Origin of the sequence: Leeuwenhoekiella sp. H156, assembly GCF_052218455.1 — a bacterium.
Taxonomy (GTDB): Bacteria; Bacteroidota; Bacteroidia; order Flavobacteriales; family Flavobacteriaceae; genus Leeuwenhoekiella; species Leeuwenhoekiella parthenopeia.
In genome coordinates, this window is the sequence record NZ_CP197499.1 from 296,916 (window position 1) to 311,533 (window position 14,618).

16 protein-coding genes are annotated in these 14,618 nt (G+C 39.4%); 3 read left to right on the forward strand and 13 right to left on the reverse strand.

Annotated elements, in window-relative coordinates; translation table 11 throughout:
• Positions 1-594: 594 nt before the first annotated feature.
• The 11 genes from ACSSS3_RS01200 to ACSSS3_RS01250 all read right to left on the reverse strand — a co-directional run bounded on the left by ACSSS3_RS01200 (position 595) and on the right by ACSSS3_RS01250 (position 11,076).
• A complete protein-coding gene (locus tag ACSSS3_RS01200) occupies positions 595-1,581 on the reverse strand; it encodes an ATP-binding protein (protein WP_442847381.1) in 987 nt (328 codons plus the stop codon).
• A 3-nt stretch (positions 1,582-1,584) separates the two neighbouring features.
• On the reverse strand, positions 1,585-1,710 hold the full coding sequence (locus ACSSS3_RS01205) for a hypothetical protein (protein WP_442846118.1): 126 nt from the start codon (positions 1,708-1,710) through the stop codon (positions 1,585-1,587).
• 305 nt (positions 1,711-2,015) lie between these two features.
• Positions 2,016-2,960 (reverse strand): SDR family NAD(P)-dependent oxidoreductase, encoded by a 945-nt coding sequence (locus tag ACSSS3_RS01210; RefSeq protein ID WP_442846119.1) that lies wholly within the window; start codon positions 2,958-2,960, stop codon positions 2,016-2,018.
• A 74-nt stretch (positions 2,961-3,034) separates the two neighbouring features.
• Entirely contained in the window at positions 3,035-3,604 is a 570-nt protein-coding gene (locus ACSSS3_RS01215) for a Crp/Fnr family transcriptional regulator (protein ID WP_442846120.1), read from the reverse strand.
• Between the two features lie 267 nt (positions 3,605-3,871).
• Complete coding sequence (locus ACSSS3_RS01220; RefSeq protein WP_442846121.1) at positions 3,872-4,711, reverse strand: ATPase; 840 nt, start codon at positions 4,709-4,711, stop codon at positions 3,872-3,874.
• Between the two features lie 10 nt (positions 4,712-4,721).
• The gene (locus tag ACSSS3_RS01225; RefSeq protein ID WP_442846122.1) at positions 4,722-5,573 is read right to left on the reverse strand and encodes a universal stress protein; all 852 of its coding nucleotides are present in this window, start codon (positions 5,571-5,573) and stop codon (positions 4,722-4,724) included.
• A gap of 116 nt (positions 5,574-5,689) precedes the next feature.
• Positions 5,690-6,538 carry a universal stress protein gene (locus ACSSS3_RS01230; RefSeq protein WP_442846123.1) on the reverse strand — a complete coding sequence of 283 codons (849 nt, stop codon included), beginning with the start codon at positions 6,536-6,538 and terminating at the stop codon, positions 5,690-5,692.
• A gap of 17 nt (positions 6,539-6,555) precedes the next feature.
• Complete coding sequence (locus tag ACSSS3_RS01235; protein ID WP_442846124.1) at positions 6,556-7,401, reverse strand: universal stress protein; 846 nt, start codon at positions 7,399-7,401, stop codon at positions 6,556-6,558.
• 212 nt (positions 7,402-7,613) lie between these two features.
• Positions 7,614-8,453, reverse strand: coding sequence for a universal stress protein (locus tag ACSSS3_RS01240; RefSeq protein WP_442846125.1), 840 nt, complete (start codon positions 8,451-8,453; stop codon positions 7,614-7,616).
• Between the two features lie 59 nt (positions 8,454-8,512).
• A complete protein-coding gene (locus tag ACSSS3_RS01245) occupies positions 8,513-9,562 on the reverse strand; it encodes a response regulator (protein WP_442846126.1) in 1,050 nt (349 codons plus the stop codon).
• Entirely contained in the window at positions 9,559-11,076 is a 1,518-nt protein-coding gene (locus ACSSS3_RS01250; protein WP_442846127.1) for a PAS domain-containing sensor histidine kinase, read from the reverse strand. Before ACSSS3_RS01250 ends, ACSSS3_RS01245 begins: the two co-directional genes overlap by 4 nt.
• A gap of 102 nt (positions 11,077-11,178) precedes the next feature.
• On the opposite strand from ACSSS3_RS01250, the gene ACSSS3_RS01255 reads away from it, so the two are divergent.
• The 3 genes from ACSSS3_RS01255 to ACSSS3_RS01265 all read left to right on the forward strand — a co-directional run bounded on the left by ACSSS3_RS01255 (position 11,179) and on the right by ACSSS3_RS01265 (position 13,149).
• Complete coding sequence (locus tag ACSSS3_RS01255; protein ID WP_442846128.1) at positions 11,179-11,589, forward strand: hypothetical protein; 411 nt, start codon at positions 11,179-11,181, stop codon at positions 11,587-11,589.
• A complete protein-coding gene (locus tag ACSSS3_RS01260; protein WP_442846129.1) occupies positions 11,576-12,493 on the forward strand; it encodes an RsiV family protein in 918 nt (305 codons plus the stop codon). Before ACSSS3_RS01255 ends, ACSSS3_RS01260 begins: the two co-directional genes overlap by 14 nt.
• 185 nt (positions 12,494-12,678) lie before the next feature.
• Positions 12,679-13,149: a pyridoxamine 5'-phosphate oxidase family protein gene (locus ACSSS3_RS01265; protein ID WP_442846130.1), complete on the forward strand. Its 471-nt coding sequence runs from the start codon at positions 12,679-12,681 to the stop codon at positions 13,147-13,149.
• Between the two features lie 132 nt (positions 13,150-13,281).
• Here ACSSS3_RS01265 and ACSSS3_RS01270 read toward each other — a convergent pair whose 3' ends face one another.
• The gene (locus tag ACSSS3_RS01270) at positions 13,282-13,623 is read right to left on the reverse strand and encodes a carboxymuconolactone decarboxylase family protein (protein WP_442846131.1); all 342 of its coding nucleotides are present in this window, start codon (positions 13,621-13,623) and stop codon (positions 13,282-13,284) included.
• A gap of 110 nt (positions 13,624-13,733) precedes the next feature.
• A complete protein-coding gene (locus tag ACSSS3_RS01275; protein WP_442846132.1) occupies positions 13,734-14,567 on the reverse strand; it encodes a universal stress protein in 834 nt (277 codons plus the stop codon).
• Positions 14,568-14,618: the final 51 nt, after the last annotated feature.

The following is a 14,618-nucleotide window of genomic DNA, read 5'->3' on the forward strand; positions in this document are numbered from 1 at the left end:
AAAGTGACCAACGAAATGGCTGAAGATATTACTGACGAAGAACTTTGGAAAAGAGAATACGAACCAGTGAATTATATAGTGCAAACAGCAGCCAATGTAGGCTTCCCTAAAAAGGGGAAGTCTACAGCCTGAACTAATTTTAAGCCACGTCTTAAACTTTTTTATTGCCGCAGCTAACTGCGGTACTTTGTTGAATCGCCGCATAAAGTCGTCGGCTTATCGCTAATGAATAAGCGGCAGTTAGCGGCGGCTTTTTTCGGGTTTTTAAGCGGTTTGCGACGGTAAACATTTAAGTTCCGGTTTATAGCTTGAGGCAAGTATCGTGCAGGATCTATAACCTACCATGACTAAAGATAACCTCAGCTCTATTTATTAAAATTAAAGCGACAAGCAGGTACCCTTAGAGATCGGTTTTATTAGAAGTCGCTCTTTTACTTTTAATCCCTGTACTTTTATTATGAAGCGCCTCTAAAAAAAGAAAAAGAAGATTCCTCTGCCTTAAAAGGTTGTAGTGTAAGTTCTGATACTAAGCCTTCTGTTTCTACCGGATTGATTCTAGACTATTATAGTGCAGAGCTTCAGGATTAATCGCTATTATTTAAAAAATTCCCTAAAATTAGTTCTATTAATCACGGTTATGTCTGTGTTGTAAGTTTCTATAAAAGCCTTTGGGAGTTTTACTTTAGTATTAGGATTCCACTTCATTTCAAAAGCTTTTAATTTTCCTGCCTCTTCTTCGACGTAATCAATCTCCTGTTGTGATACTGTTCTCCAAAAATAGCCTTTGGCTAATGAACCCGTATAGGCATTCTGCTTTAAACGTTCGGCAATTAAAAAATTCTCCCAAAGATTCCCTTTATCCTGGCGAATTTCTATAGGATTTAAATCACCAATGATCATATTGCGAACCCCGGTGTCGTAGAAATAAATTTTTTGATTGGTTTTGATTTCGTTTCGCAGGTTTTTACTGAAACTGGGGAGTTTAAAAATAACGTATGCCTGGCATAATACATCTATATAGGTAGCTACTGTTTTTTTATCAATACCTAACAATTGAGCCAGCTCGTTATAACTTACTTCGCTACCTATTTGAAAGGCTAATGCTCTTAGAAGTTTTTCTAATATTTCGGGTTTACGAATGCCTCCATAGCTTAAAATATCTTTATATAAATAACTATCGGTGAGTTGTTTTAGAATCTCCTTTTCTTCTCCAAAATTAGTAATCACGTCCGGGTACATCCCGTAAACCACCCGTAATTCCAATTGCTGTTCAGCTTTTAAATAGCCTACATGTGATTCAAATTCTGCCCAGGATATGGGATAGAGCTGATATTCCCATTTTCTGCCCGTAAGTGGTTCTTGTGTATGATTATTCAATTCAAAAGCAGAGGAGCCACTCACCAGCAATTGAACAGCTTTGATCTGATCGGTAATAAGTTTTAATGTGAGTCCTATATTATCAATGCGCTGCGCCTCATCTATAAAAACAATCCTGTAATTGCCTATGATGTTTTTAAGTTGCTCTAAATTGGGATTTGAAAGCAGTTTACGAACGGTAGGATCATCCCCATTTAAAAACAGGTATTATTTATCCTCCAGCAGCTTATTAAATAGTGTCGTTTTACCTACCTGCCTGGGGCCTATTAAAAGAATCGCCTTACCGGTACCAAAGCGCTTTTCAATTATTTCTTCCAGACTCCTTTTAATCATATTCGGGGATTATATTCCCCAAATATATGCATATTTGGGGAATACAATCCCCGAAAATCCTGTTTTACTCAAACAGGATGAATCCCTCACCAGGCAAAATCCAACCCTCAACTGCAAGTGTAGAGCTGTACTCCACCGCACTGATACCGTTTTATAGTTTACAATACGCTTCAACTCAACTCATTTTTTCTCCACAGAAATCCCCGTTATCGCAATGATAACGGGGATTTCTTTTTGTGGTTGGCACTTGATCTATACATCAAACCAAAATGTATACATGCAAATTCCTAAAAGACCTCCTCCTATCATTCTATTTTAATCCATTGCAGGGTCGTATCTTCCGGCTGTATGCCGGTCAAATCAACACTTGATTTCCATAAATCTGCCTGGTAGGTTTGATTATAGCTGTCCTGTGAAGATTTTATTTCTTTTGTTCCTTCAAAATACGTTCCTTTTGCTTTTTTATATTTTTCAGAATATGCAAGGTTTGCTAAACGTGTGCCCGCATTTTTTGCGGTATTGGTATTACGTTGAAACAGAATCAGGATTTTCAAGATATAATCAGATACAAATCTCAAAAAAGGCGGATAATTTCTTGCCAGTCCTGTACCCGGCACAAAGCCGGGATCAAAAGCATTTACTCTAATTGTAGTATCTCCCAATCTTCGTTGGAGTTCGTAAACGGTTAGCACGTTACATAACTTTGATGTCGTGTAATACTTTTGTCCAACAGCAAGCGACTGGTCGTCTGTTACCTTTGGATATGCAAACAAATGGGGAGCTGTAAATTCTGGTGCGGGCATCCCCGTTTTTTGTTTTGGATCGTGCGTTCCGCTTGATGTAAACGTGATGCTTCCGTTTTTGTCCATGAAAGGCAATAACAGCAGGGTCAAATAAAATCCACCCAAGTGATTGGTGCCAAATGTCTTTTCAAATCCGTCTGTTGTGTATTGCGTTTTGCCAACGACCTGTATGCCTGCATTGTTTATCAAAGCGGCAATTTTGGGATTGGGCAATTTTGAAAATGCCGTTTTAAACTCCCTGACCGATTGCAGAGAAGCCAAATCTAACGGTAAAAAAATTAAATGCCTGTGATTGGTTTTTTGTTTGATTTTTTCAATGGCCTCATTTGCTGCCTGCTCATTTCTGCACGCTAAAATAAGTTGTTCATTGGGAGCTATTTTCGCCATGTGCATGGCACATTCAAAGCCTATTCCGCTGTTAGATCCTGTAATAATTATTGACTTCATTTTTATCCTTTTGTTTATGAAGCAAAGGTGCCATACTTAAGAATGAAGTCAGTTGCCATTTGGCAAAAAGCAAACTACCGAATGTTTTTTCTAATCCTGCTTAAGGAAGATTGAGTAATACCCAGATAAGAAGCCAGATACGATAAAGGTATTCTGTTTGCAAGTGTGGGAAAATTATCCAGAAATTTAAGATAGCGTTCAGTGGCATCTTCAGCCATCATCGGGCTGATTTTGTTTAGCTTATCAGACAGGCCTTTTGCTGTTATTTTTGCTATAATTTTATCCCAGGTAATAATGGTCATGGAGAGTTCAAGCATGGCTTCTTTTGAAAGAACACTATATTCGCAGTCTGTAATAGCCTGTACATATTCTGAAGAAGGAATGCCCTGATTGTAGCTGTTGATATCAACCACAAAATGGTTTTCATCTATGAAATATTTGGTAATGTCCTCCCCTTTGTTGTTGTAATAACAAATCCTCAAAATACCTTCAGTTAAAAAAATGACTTCACGAGGTATTTTTCCTGCTTCCTGATAATACGTGTCTTTTTTAATTTTCTTAGTTACCGCTTTACTTTTGATCAAGTCAATTTGTTGCTGGTTGAGATGTCCAAACTGCAATAGGTAATTAATCAGTGTTTCCATAGTTACAAAGTTATTCCCTAGCATTTTGCAGGATTTGCCATTTGGCAAAAAAGTTGGATTCCTGAGGGTTCGTTTTCAAGTCGTCTGTAATACTGGTTTATAGATACTGCTTTGGTCAGACTAAATTAAACACAGGTTAAATGGTAAAGGGAAATCAACAGATACCTCTCTATCTTAACGCACTGGGATTCTGGCCGGGCGCTTACGGCAGAAATTTTGAGTCCGTTACTCTTCCCGAAGCTCCCGGGAAATGTACGTTAACTGCTTTCATTGTATAGGCTGGCATAGCATTTTGATTTCATTTAGGATTTTGGTTTTCCGGGAATTTGAAACACCCAGGTGGTCCAGAAAAAATGTATTACTCAACAGCTGCCTGCAAAGCACCACATCACGGCTTAATAAAAACTGCTTTTCTCGCGCTGTCAACAAGGTTGAAACGGTAAGGGGATAAAGACCAAGCCTGTCGATGCGGTCTTTAATGCCATTATCCCGGGGATAACTCCAACTAAGCATATAGAGACCTGCACATCTGCCGTACTCCAAAGCATCTTTAGTGAAGCGGGTATTTGTAACAACCCAACCCTGATTAGGGGCTTCGTCCTGATTACTGAAATGATCAACGATATCTTTGTATCTTGAATGGATGTATAAAGGCACTTTTACATTGCAAACGTTGCTGCTATCACTGCGAAATTTACATTCGGCTATAATGTATTCGTCATTCATTTTAGCAATAACATCAACCTCGTGCTCTACACAATTACCCTGTACAATCTGCCCCACCAGCGTCTCATAACCCGAATATTTTAAAAGGGCACTTATAAAGCGTTCAAAGGGAAATCCCGTTGGTCCCAACTCAAAGATTGCCTTTTTAAGTTTGTATTTTGAGGCGTAGATAGGTTTGCTTTTTTTTAAAAGAGCATAGGCCCTATTGTAAATCTCGTTGGTTGTAATATCCTGATACCATTCATCGCGCACCTTGTCTATGATGGTATTAACGGTTGCCTCATCGGCTCCGCTACGTCTTAGGCTTGCCTTGAGTTTTGGCAGTGAAAAATGTACCTTTTCGCCAGAAGACTTAATGATTTGAAGATTCTCTTTGCCCATCCTAATCGTATTAGTTTCTAAAGTCGTGCATAACCAGCACCGGAACTCTGGCTGTGTAACCTAAATCCTTAACCATGGGTTTTGAAAAAACAAAACCAAAGAAGCGGTGCTTTTTATTTATAAAGGCAATCATGCCACTGTTTCTGCTTTGCGTGAAGATATTGAGCCCTGTTATGACATCAACCTGGTCCAAATAGTGAAAACTATATTGGAGATCTTCAAAACATTCCTGCAAAAGCTCCTTCTTTTCCAATTGCTCCTGTGACAATTTACTGGCTTCATTAATATGCAAAACCCTAATTGGGGCTTTGGTGATTCTTGCTATTTCCTGAAGGTGTAGCAGTTCCCTTCTTTTGAAATGAGTTTTAAAACTGGTGGGGAAAACGATTTCATTAGGAATCGTAAAAGTTACTGTATTTGGGATCATAAGCACCGGGCAGTTGCGTATATGCTCCATAAACTGAATGCAGTTACTGCCTAAAAAAATACGCTGATCATCTGTTTGACCCTTATTTCCGATAATGACTAATTCAATATCCTTATCTGCGATAATCTGTTTTAGAGCTTCTAATGGCTCGTTGAAAACAGACTCGGTAAAGTAATTATGATTTGAGGACACCTCCAGTTCTTCCAGTTGCGTTTGTAAGGCCCTGAGCCCTTCTTCAGACCGGTTCCTGGCAATGTCATAGTATTTTTCACCCGGTTCTGGCACCATCATGCTGTCTGTTGCATAGCTGTCTACCGTAAAGGCATTTATAATATAAAAATCAACTTCTTCACTTTTATAGAGTTGACCGGCATAGTGTAAGGTATTCCAGGCATTGCTTGAAAAATCTGTGGGTAATGCTATTTTCTTTTTCATTGTGAATTGATTTTGTAAGTATTGAGCACGACACTTATTTGAGATTACGGTCAAAACCGGACCGATAGAAGCAAGTCAAAGGTCTTCTCCGGTTTTGCTTCCTGCCGGTTCAGGTATTATTGTCTTTCAACAGAAGGAATTACTAAAAACGGAACATGGGTGTGGTATGCAACCTGATTGATGATGGGTCTGAACAGTATATTTTCAAGCAGATTATGCTTATTGTGCACCATTACCAGCAGGTTTATTTTATGCTTCAGCTGAAACTGCTCTATGGCTGCAATGACCTCTGTGTTTTCGGCAATATGGAAAAGGTGCACATTCTCGATAAAAAAGTTATCTAAAAATTGTTTTTTCTCTTCCTGTGATACACTTAGCGGATTGCCATAATACGCATTGAGCATATGAATTCTGGAACCATGAGTTTCACAGATGTATCGCAAGAGCGACAGGTATTTATTTGATGTGTCCAGTTCAAAATCTGTTGGAAATAATATCTCTCTGGGATTTTCATACGTAAAACTTTCAGGCACTGCCAGCACGGGACACTTCATCTTTTTGATGGCATCCATAGTTTCAGTTCCCAAAAAAATCTCTTTGGCTCCGGTTGCGCCCTGAGTACCCATCACTACCAAATCAATAGATTTCTCCTGTACACAATTTTTCATCTCCTCAGTGAGCAAATTAAATGATGCGTGTGTTTGAAAGGAATGCTTTTGGTTGTTAAACCTGTTGGTTATCTTATCAACCAGGTCTTCAAGATTTTTTTCCGCATTTTCCTGAGCCATTTTCTGCATTTTCAAAACGGAATAGCTATCCAAAACAGGATGAGCAGGGACAATAAGTGGTGAATAGGTATGTAACAAGCTAAACTCGCAGGCTTCTTGCTCAAAAAGTTGCACCGCATATTCTATGGCGTTATACGCATTTTTGGAAAAATCAGTAGGAAGCAGTATTCGTTTCATCTCAAAAATTTTTAAGGTTATCTATGTAAGTTTTGAAGCACTAAAAAGGGTATTTTAATTTCGAGGCCTATCTTTTCAATAGTAGAATGGTATAGCAACTCTTCCATATACGAATGCCTGTGATTAACCATCACCAGCATATCAAAATCCTGTTCTTGAAGCAGTTGGTTTATGCCACCGGTAATAGCGTTTGATGCATGTTTCAGGTACGAAGTGCGGGCTTTATCTAAACAACACTCCAGAAATGAGCGGTTATCTTCCTGACGATGGGACCGTTTTTCGTATTCTGAAAAATGGACAACAGTTAATTGAGCGCCAAAGTTCTTGCCCAATACATTTAGCAGTTTCAATTCTCTTCTTTGGTAGGGAATCCTATAATCTGTTGCAAAGAGTATATTTTTAACAGGATAGCCCTCAAAACCTAATGGAACTGCTAAAACCGGACATTTCACATATTTGATAACCTGTAGGGTTTGGCTGCCGAAGGTGACGTTTTTATCGCCGGTTTTTCCCCGGGTGCCCATCACTACGATATCACTGTTATCGCGTTCTATGAGATCGTTAGTTTCATCTACCAGGCTTCCGAACCTTGCCTCAAACCGATACTTGTGCCTGGGGTTTGCCGTTGTTTGCAGCATTGCCCCAACCTCTTCCTGTAATTGTTTTTCCACCTTCTTTTGAAAACGTCCTTTATAAATTTCAAAACCTTCCCTGTCCATATCTCGAGTATTTTCATACACTTCATCGGCAAAGGCGTGGATTACTACAAAGTCACATAGGTCATATTTAAATAGGGCCAACGCATACTTTATGGCATTCATCGAAGTTTCAGAAAAGTCGGTTGGGATTACTATTTTTCTCATAATTGCTTAATTATACTTCCAAAAATAGGTTGACGGTAAGGCTCTTAAAATGATAATTGTCAGCCCCGAGATTTGCATTGATTGGAATTACATTGAGACGGTTTTTGGTAAAACCCGGAAAGTTGCCGGCAATAGGTTTAGCCAAAAGAAGGCGTGTAACGCGCTTCCCGAATGTCGCTCAGCACAGGTATAATTAAAGCCTTAATTTGCTGTTACTCGTGAATAATAAAAAATGGAATTGTAGCCCTATAGGTAAGAGGAGCCACTCCGGGTGTAAACAGCAGCTTCTGAAAGAAATTTAAGTTCTTTGCGATCAGGGCAACCACATCAATCTGCATTTTATGCGCAAAGGCTTCGAGGCCATCTTCTAAGTCTATGTTTTCAACAACATGAAAACTGTGGTTTATGTGTTTCAATTGACTTTTAAGATAAGCTCTGTTGCGTTTATGATCTGTACTTAAGGTTTCTTTGTTTTTCGCTACCCGTAGTATTTTAATTGAAGATTTATGATGGTCTGCAAAACGTTTTAAAGCAGCTATTAAAGGTTCTGTAAAGTCAATCGTATAGTCTGTAGTGAAAGCAATGTTATACGGTATGCTGAAGCTTGCTTTTTCAGGTACTACGAGTGCGTTGCACTTTACTTTAGTTATTATCTCACCGGTTTTACTGCCTACGGTAGCTGCTTTGAGACCAGATGCGCCTTTGGTGCCAAGTATCATAAATACGATCTGATGCGTCTTCAGATATTCCCTTACGCCTGTAATGAATGGCATTTTGTTGATGCTATTTAGGTAGCAATGATTGGGGTTTGAAGGAAGTTCTTTTAACCGGTTCATCCAGACTTGCATAGAATCCCTGCTATTCATGCCGGTATCTCCCGATACTGAAAATCCCGGCTGGTGCATATGGGGTTGCTGTTCAGCAAACCCGGCTGAATCTATATGTAAAAAATGAAAAGTGACCGGTTGCTTTTCAAAAAACTGAATGGCATATCGCGTGGCGTTCCACGCGTTTTCTGAAAAGTCTGTAGGAACTAAGAAATTGAGCATCATCTACACTATAAGCGCAAATGTAGAAATGCAAGTCACCGGGAAGAATGACAAATATCATTTTACTCCATTTCCTGCAGGGCTTTGAGGTTGGTAATTGTAATATCCCGGCCCTTAACTTCTATATAGCCATTTTTTTTAAAATCAGACAAGGCGCGTATAAAACTTTCGGTAGCAATACCGGCAACGCTGGCGAGATCATTACGAGAGACCTTAAGGGTGTCTGAGGGATTTTTATTCAATACTCTTGCAAAGTGCAAAATGCTTTGAGCCGTTTTTCGCTTTACCGAGCTGTAGGCCATTTGCAGTAACTGGGATTTTAGTACAGCCAGATCCTGAGTTATGATATTGAGCAAATCCAGAGATACTTTTCTGTTTTTGCTTAAAATATCATTGAGTAGGTTTTTGGGCAAAGCTGCCAGTTCTACGGCTTCCATCGCGGTAGCGGTTTCCTGATACGGCACATGCTCTACAAACGAGGTAAAACCCAGAAACTCGTCCGGTTGATGTAAAGCTGTAATCAGTTCCTTCCCGCTTTCCTCAATACGATGACTTTTTACGACCCCCTTGAGTATGAGGTAAACCTGCGTAGAATATGCTCCTTCTCGATAAATGGTTTCACCAGCCTCATAGGTTTTTAGCTCACCCGAGTCGTCAAAAAGGTTTTTAAGTTCATGGAGGTTGCGTACCTCATCTTCCGTTTCTTTTTTTTTAGACTGCCGGTCAAACATCGATGAGATCGCATCTGCTTTTGCAAGCCGGGTTTCGATAGCACTCAATAGTTCATCTTCTTCAAAAGGCTTGGTCAAATAGTCGTCTGCACCCAGGTCCATTCCTTTTCGTATTTCTTTATGTTCGGTCTTTGCCGATAGAAAGATAAATGGAATATGAGCAGTTTCAGCATTAAGTGAAACCGCCTCGAGCACGCCATACCCATCAACTTCAGGCATCATAATGTCACAGATAATGATATCCGGAAGGTGCTTTATAGCCATCTCGATACCTGTTTTGCCATTGGTTGCCGTTACGACCTCATAGTCTGATAGCTCTAATAATTCTGCTGTATTTTCCCGAAGCACACTATCGTCTTCAATAAATAGTATTTTTTTCATAAGCTATCCGTTTTGTTTAAGGGAATCTCTATACTAAATTCAGAACCCTCGTTATACGTGCTGGTGAAAGAAATACTTCCTCCCAGATTTTCTAAATGACTTTTTACAATGTTTAAACCAATACCGGTACCTTGATTAAGCAGGGCGTTTTCGGCCCTGAAGTAGCGCTCAAAAATGTGTTTTTGTTCTTCTTCCGGAATTCCTATACCTTCATCCCTAACCTTTATAACAAGCCGGTCCTGATTCTCCTGTGCACTCAGATGAATAGTGCTGTTTTCTGAAGAATATTTAATGGCATTACTTATAAGGTTGGTAAGGGCAAGCTCCAGGATTTTTTCTTCGAAATGAATATGAATGTTGTCAATCCCCTGAGGATACGAAATAATTTGTCCTTCCTTGAGTAACATATTGGCGTCATAGACCACTTCATTAACAACCTTTGTCAATGGAAAGCTGCTGAAATTGTAATTGACCTTGCCCTTCTCCAGACGCTCAATAGAAAGGAAATCGTTAATGATATTGTTTAAATACTTGACCTTCGACTGAATGGTCTTCAGGTGTTTATCTCTTTTATCCTGTTGATCCTCGGCGGTGTATTTTCCTGCAAGTATAGCCGAGGTTAATATACCGCTTAATGGGGTCTTAAACTCGTGAGACACCAGAGATAAAAATTTGGTTTTCAACTCGCCCAGTTCCTGCTCCTTCTCCAGCGCCTCTTTTAATTGTTTGGTGCGCTCAGCCACGGTGGCTTCGAGCTTTTGCGTGTATTGCTCTCTTTCGGTTATATCTAAAATGATGGCTACCAAAGTAACTTTGGTCCCGGAAATTGACTTCTGAAGATGTATTTCTACAGGATATTGAGTGCCATCTTTTCGTTGATGCCTTGCATAGAATTTAATTTTCTCTTCCTTATCCTCCAGAAGCGGTTCAATGATTTGTAGAAATTCTTCTTTCGAAAAATCCGGTTTAATATTCAAAGGGGTCATTTCCCGCAGCTCGCTCAAGGAATAACCAATGTTTCTGATCGCACCTTTATTTACATCTAAAAACTTTAGGGATTGAGCATCAAATATGAATATCTCATTGAGTGAATCATTAAAAATGCTTGCCCAGTGTTTTAAATCACGCTCGGCTTTTTTTCGTTCTGTAATATCTATGAGCAGAGCCATGACGTAGTTGCCGTCATAAATCGTAAATGGATTGAGCCCCGCCTCTACCGGAAAGGTGGAGCCATCCTTGCGCAAACCGTATAAATCCCTGCCGCGACCCATCCTGCGCTTATCGCTGTTTTGCATAAAGGTTTTAGTATGCCTGTGGTGGGCCTGATGAAATTCTTTAGGTATGAGTATGTCGAGATGCTTGCCTATTAACTCCTCTTCCTCATAGCCAAAAAGGATATTGGCAGATCGGTTTGTAGCCACAATTATCTGTGATTTATTGACCACGACTATACCTTCAGAAATGGCTTCTGAAAGTACCCTAAACACATTACTCCCCTTTTTAAAAACTTCCATTTGATAAAGTTAGCAAAATGAAGACAGCATGTACCTTAAACTGATATTTATCATAGTACCACTTTACCTATCCAAATACTTTTACGGTATAATCTGAAATCTATGAATAACCTGCCCGCACCCGAATTGCTGTTTTACCAAAACCTCGGAGAATTATTCTACGCCGTTGCAGCAACAGATAAAGTCGTTAGAAAAGTTGAATACGAAGCACTTGCCCAACTTGTTGAAGAGGAATGGCAAAGCATGGATGACTATGAAGATGAGTTTGGTACCGATGCGGCCTATCAAATTGCTATCGTATTTGAATGGTTTGACTATGAGCAAATGGAGGCTAAAGACTGTTTTGAAGACTTTATACATTACTACAAACACCACAAAAATATGTTTTCGCAGGACCGAAAAGATTTGATTGTCAAAACCGTCCGGAAAATTGCAAATGCCTTTGCCGGAACAAACAAGAGCGAACTCATATTGATTACCAAACTGGAAATGCTTTTTAGTGAAGAAGCATAAAAATTATAAGCTGAAACAGATGAACTATGTATTGCCTATTCTCGTTGTGCTTTTTTTCATTGGCTGCAAGGAAAATTCAGAAAAAGACCCCACAACTCCTCAGAACCAACAGGAGCAAATAACCTTTGAACAGGTACTCCCCTTTGATACGATTTTCCCTGTTAACGATGCTGAACTGGAAAAGACGCTGTCTATAGAGCTAAAACGCAAACAACTTATTGAAAAGAAAGATGATAAGGCCGAACTTCAGGATTTGGTAATACCTAAATCCTTTAAAAAGGACGAGGACCTTTATCTGATCGATTTCAACTATCCGTACCTCAATGAATCCCTGAAACCCTCGTATGTTAATTTCAATGAATATATGGAAGAAACCTACCTCAATCTCAACCGAGTTGAAGCTGAAATTCTGGAGGACAAAGAACTGTTTTGTGATACGTTGTTTATTAACCGCTTTAAGGAACAACGACTTGTAGATTATAAGGTTTACAATCTCAATGAGAACCTCATTAGTGTATTGATGTACAAAGAAAATTATTACTCGGGCACCTTGCATCCCAGCTATACCTTTGACTGCCTGAATTTTAGCCTGGACCGTTCTGTTTTTATGTGTTATGAGGACTTTTTCAACCAGGGTTCTGAAGAGGAAATGACCCGGCTATTAAATGAAACACTTCGTGAACAACTAGCCCGTGGCGACATTTATTACGCCTGCTGGGAGATCTCATTTGATGATTTCTTTGATTACAAAAACAATTTTGTAATCGATGACAATAAGGTGGAGTACTATTTTGACGATTGTGTGATCTGCCCTTCCTACACAGGCACCTACAGCGTAGAAATCCCATTAGTAAAACTGCTTCCTGTGCTTAAGAAATACGATCATAACCCTTTGATCATGTAGGATTTGAAGCTTTGGTCACAAAAAAAGCGCGCCCTGCAGATAAGCGGGAAACAGGCTTTTCTACGAGGGTCGAGATTGTATTGCACTGTTTCTTATCGAATCAGGTAGCCGGTATAGATATGACCAATGTCATTTGTTGTAATCAGTGACAAGGCTACTTTTAATAGGTATTAAAAACAAGCAAGATGATAAAGACATTAAACCAAACAGAGCAATTTGCAATACTCAATACTAACTACATTGGTAATCTGGCTTACCTATATCAGGGTAGACCATTTGTAGCTCCTATCACCTACTTTTATAATCAGGAACAGAACACTATTATCTGCTATTCAGGCTTAGGACATAAAATAAGTGCCTTACGCAAAAACAATGCGGTATCCCTGTGTGTAAGTGAGATTGATTCTGTAAATGACTGGAAATCGGTACTGGTTCACGGTACCTACAAAGAAGAATCAGGCAGTACGGCAAAGGCGTTGTTGCACCAATTCTCACTGGGGATTAAAGATCTAATCCTTAAAAAGGAAATGCGCGATTTAGATTTTATCAGCCAATTTTCCAGCAAAATTAATATGAACGATTTGCCGGTTGTATTTACCATAAGCGTTGAGGAAATCACGGGCAGAATGCGTAAACATCAAATAGCTTCAGTCTAAGCTTTAATTGGTGCAAAAAAAAACGCTTAGGCCTGTCGTTATAAAGCAGACCTAAGCATTTCCGCCGTTCAAATATCTCACACATCAGGGCTAAAAAAAAGTTTGCATAAAGCTGCACCTATTCCGGGATCCTTATTTTTTCCTGAACTGTTCTAAAGCAGTTAATGCCTCACAACCATAAACTACAGCCGGACCACCACCCATGCATATGGCAACCCCTATTGTTTCAAGAATTTCTTGTTCACTTGCACCAGTTTCAAGAGCATCATGTATATGAAACGCGATACAACCATCACATCTTACTGCAATTGCAATAGCTAATGCAATAAGTTCTTTATTTTTTGAAGATAACACTCCGTCTGCCATACTTGCCTGATGCAGGGATGAGAAGCCTTTCATGGTTTCAGGTATTTCGGCACCCATTTTTTTCATTTGTGCCGTGAGTTCCTGATATTTAGATACATAATTTTTCATAATTGCTCGTTTTGGAGGTTTATAATTTTATTCAAATGGACCGTGTTTTTATGCTTTAGCACCGGCACTATTAATCTAAGAATGCGCGCCGTGATCTGTTACAGAAAGCTTTATGCCTTAAAGGTCATAATAGGCAGGTTGCTGTGGTTAACAATGGCTTCGCTTATATTCTGAGAGAAAAAATGGGCCAAACCACGTCTGCCGTGTGTGGGTATTACCGCCAGATCTGCCTCAAATTTGTTGCAAAAACTGTACAGGCCGTGTTCTAAATGGGTGTCACAGTAGTACACCGTGTTGTCAAAAACCTCAATGTTTTCAATACCACTGCGCAAATAAAAGTTAAAGGCTTTTTCTTCCATTTCAGCCGAGGTCATAAACCTGTCAGGTGTATTTACATACACGGTTTGAAATAAGGTATCGGTATCCTTGAAAAAATTCCAGGCTCTTTGAAATGGTTTTACAAAATCAAGATTAAAATCGCAGGCAAATACCACTTTATCCAGCTTAAAATGGGCAGGTCTATCCTTAACCACCAAAACAGGAACCTCTGAGGTACGAACTACCTTTTCTGTATTGGAGCCTACAAATACCTCTTTTAATCCTCTGGCGCCGTGCGAACCCATCACAATAAGGTCTGCCCCAAAGTCTTTTGCAACTGCATTGATTTCCTGAAAGTCTCTGTAGTGCTGCACCGTCTCTTCGATTTGTATACTTTTTAAGTAATCCCGGTCTAAAAAGTCATTAAATCGCTTTTTCGCCAATCTCATATAATAGATGGCTTCATACATTTCCTGGCTTTCGTCCCGGGTCAAAACCGATTCAGATAGCCCAATCATATGTAAAACCACCAGTGAGGCGTTGTATTTTTTGGCTAGTTCTGCTGCAACTTCGAGCGCATATTCAGAATGCTTCGAAAAATCTGTGGGAATGAGTATTTTTTTCATTTTAGCACTTTAGTTTAATGAGGATATGTTGTTATAGATCGTTGTTTGAAA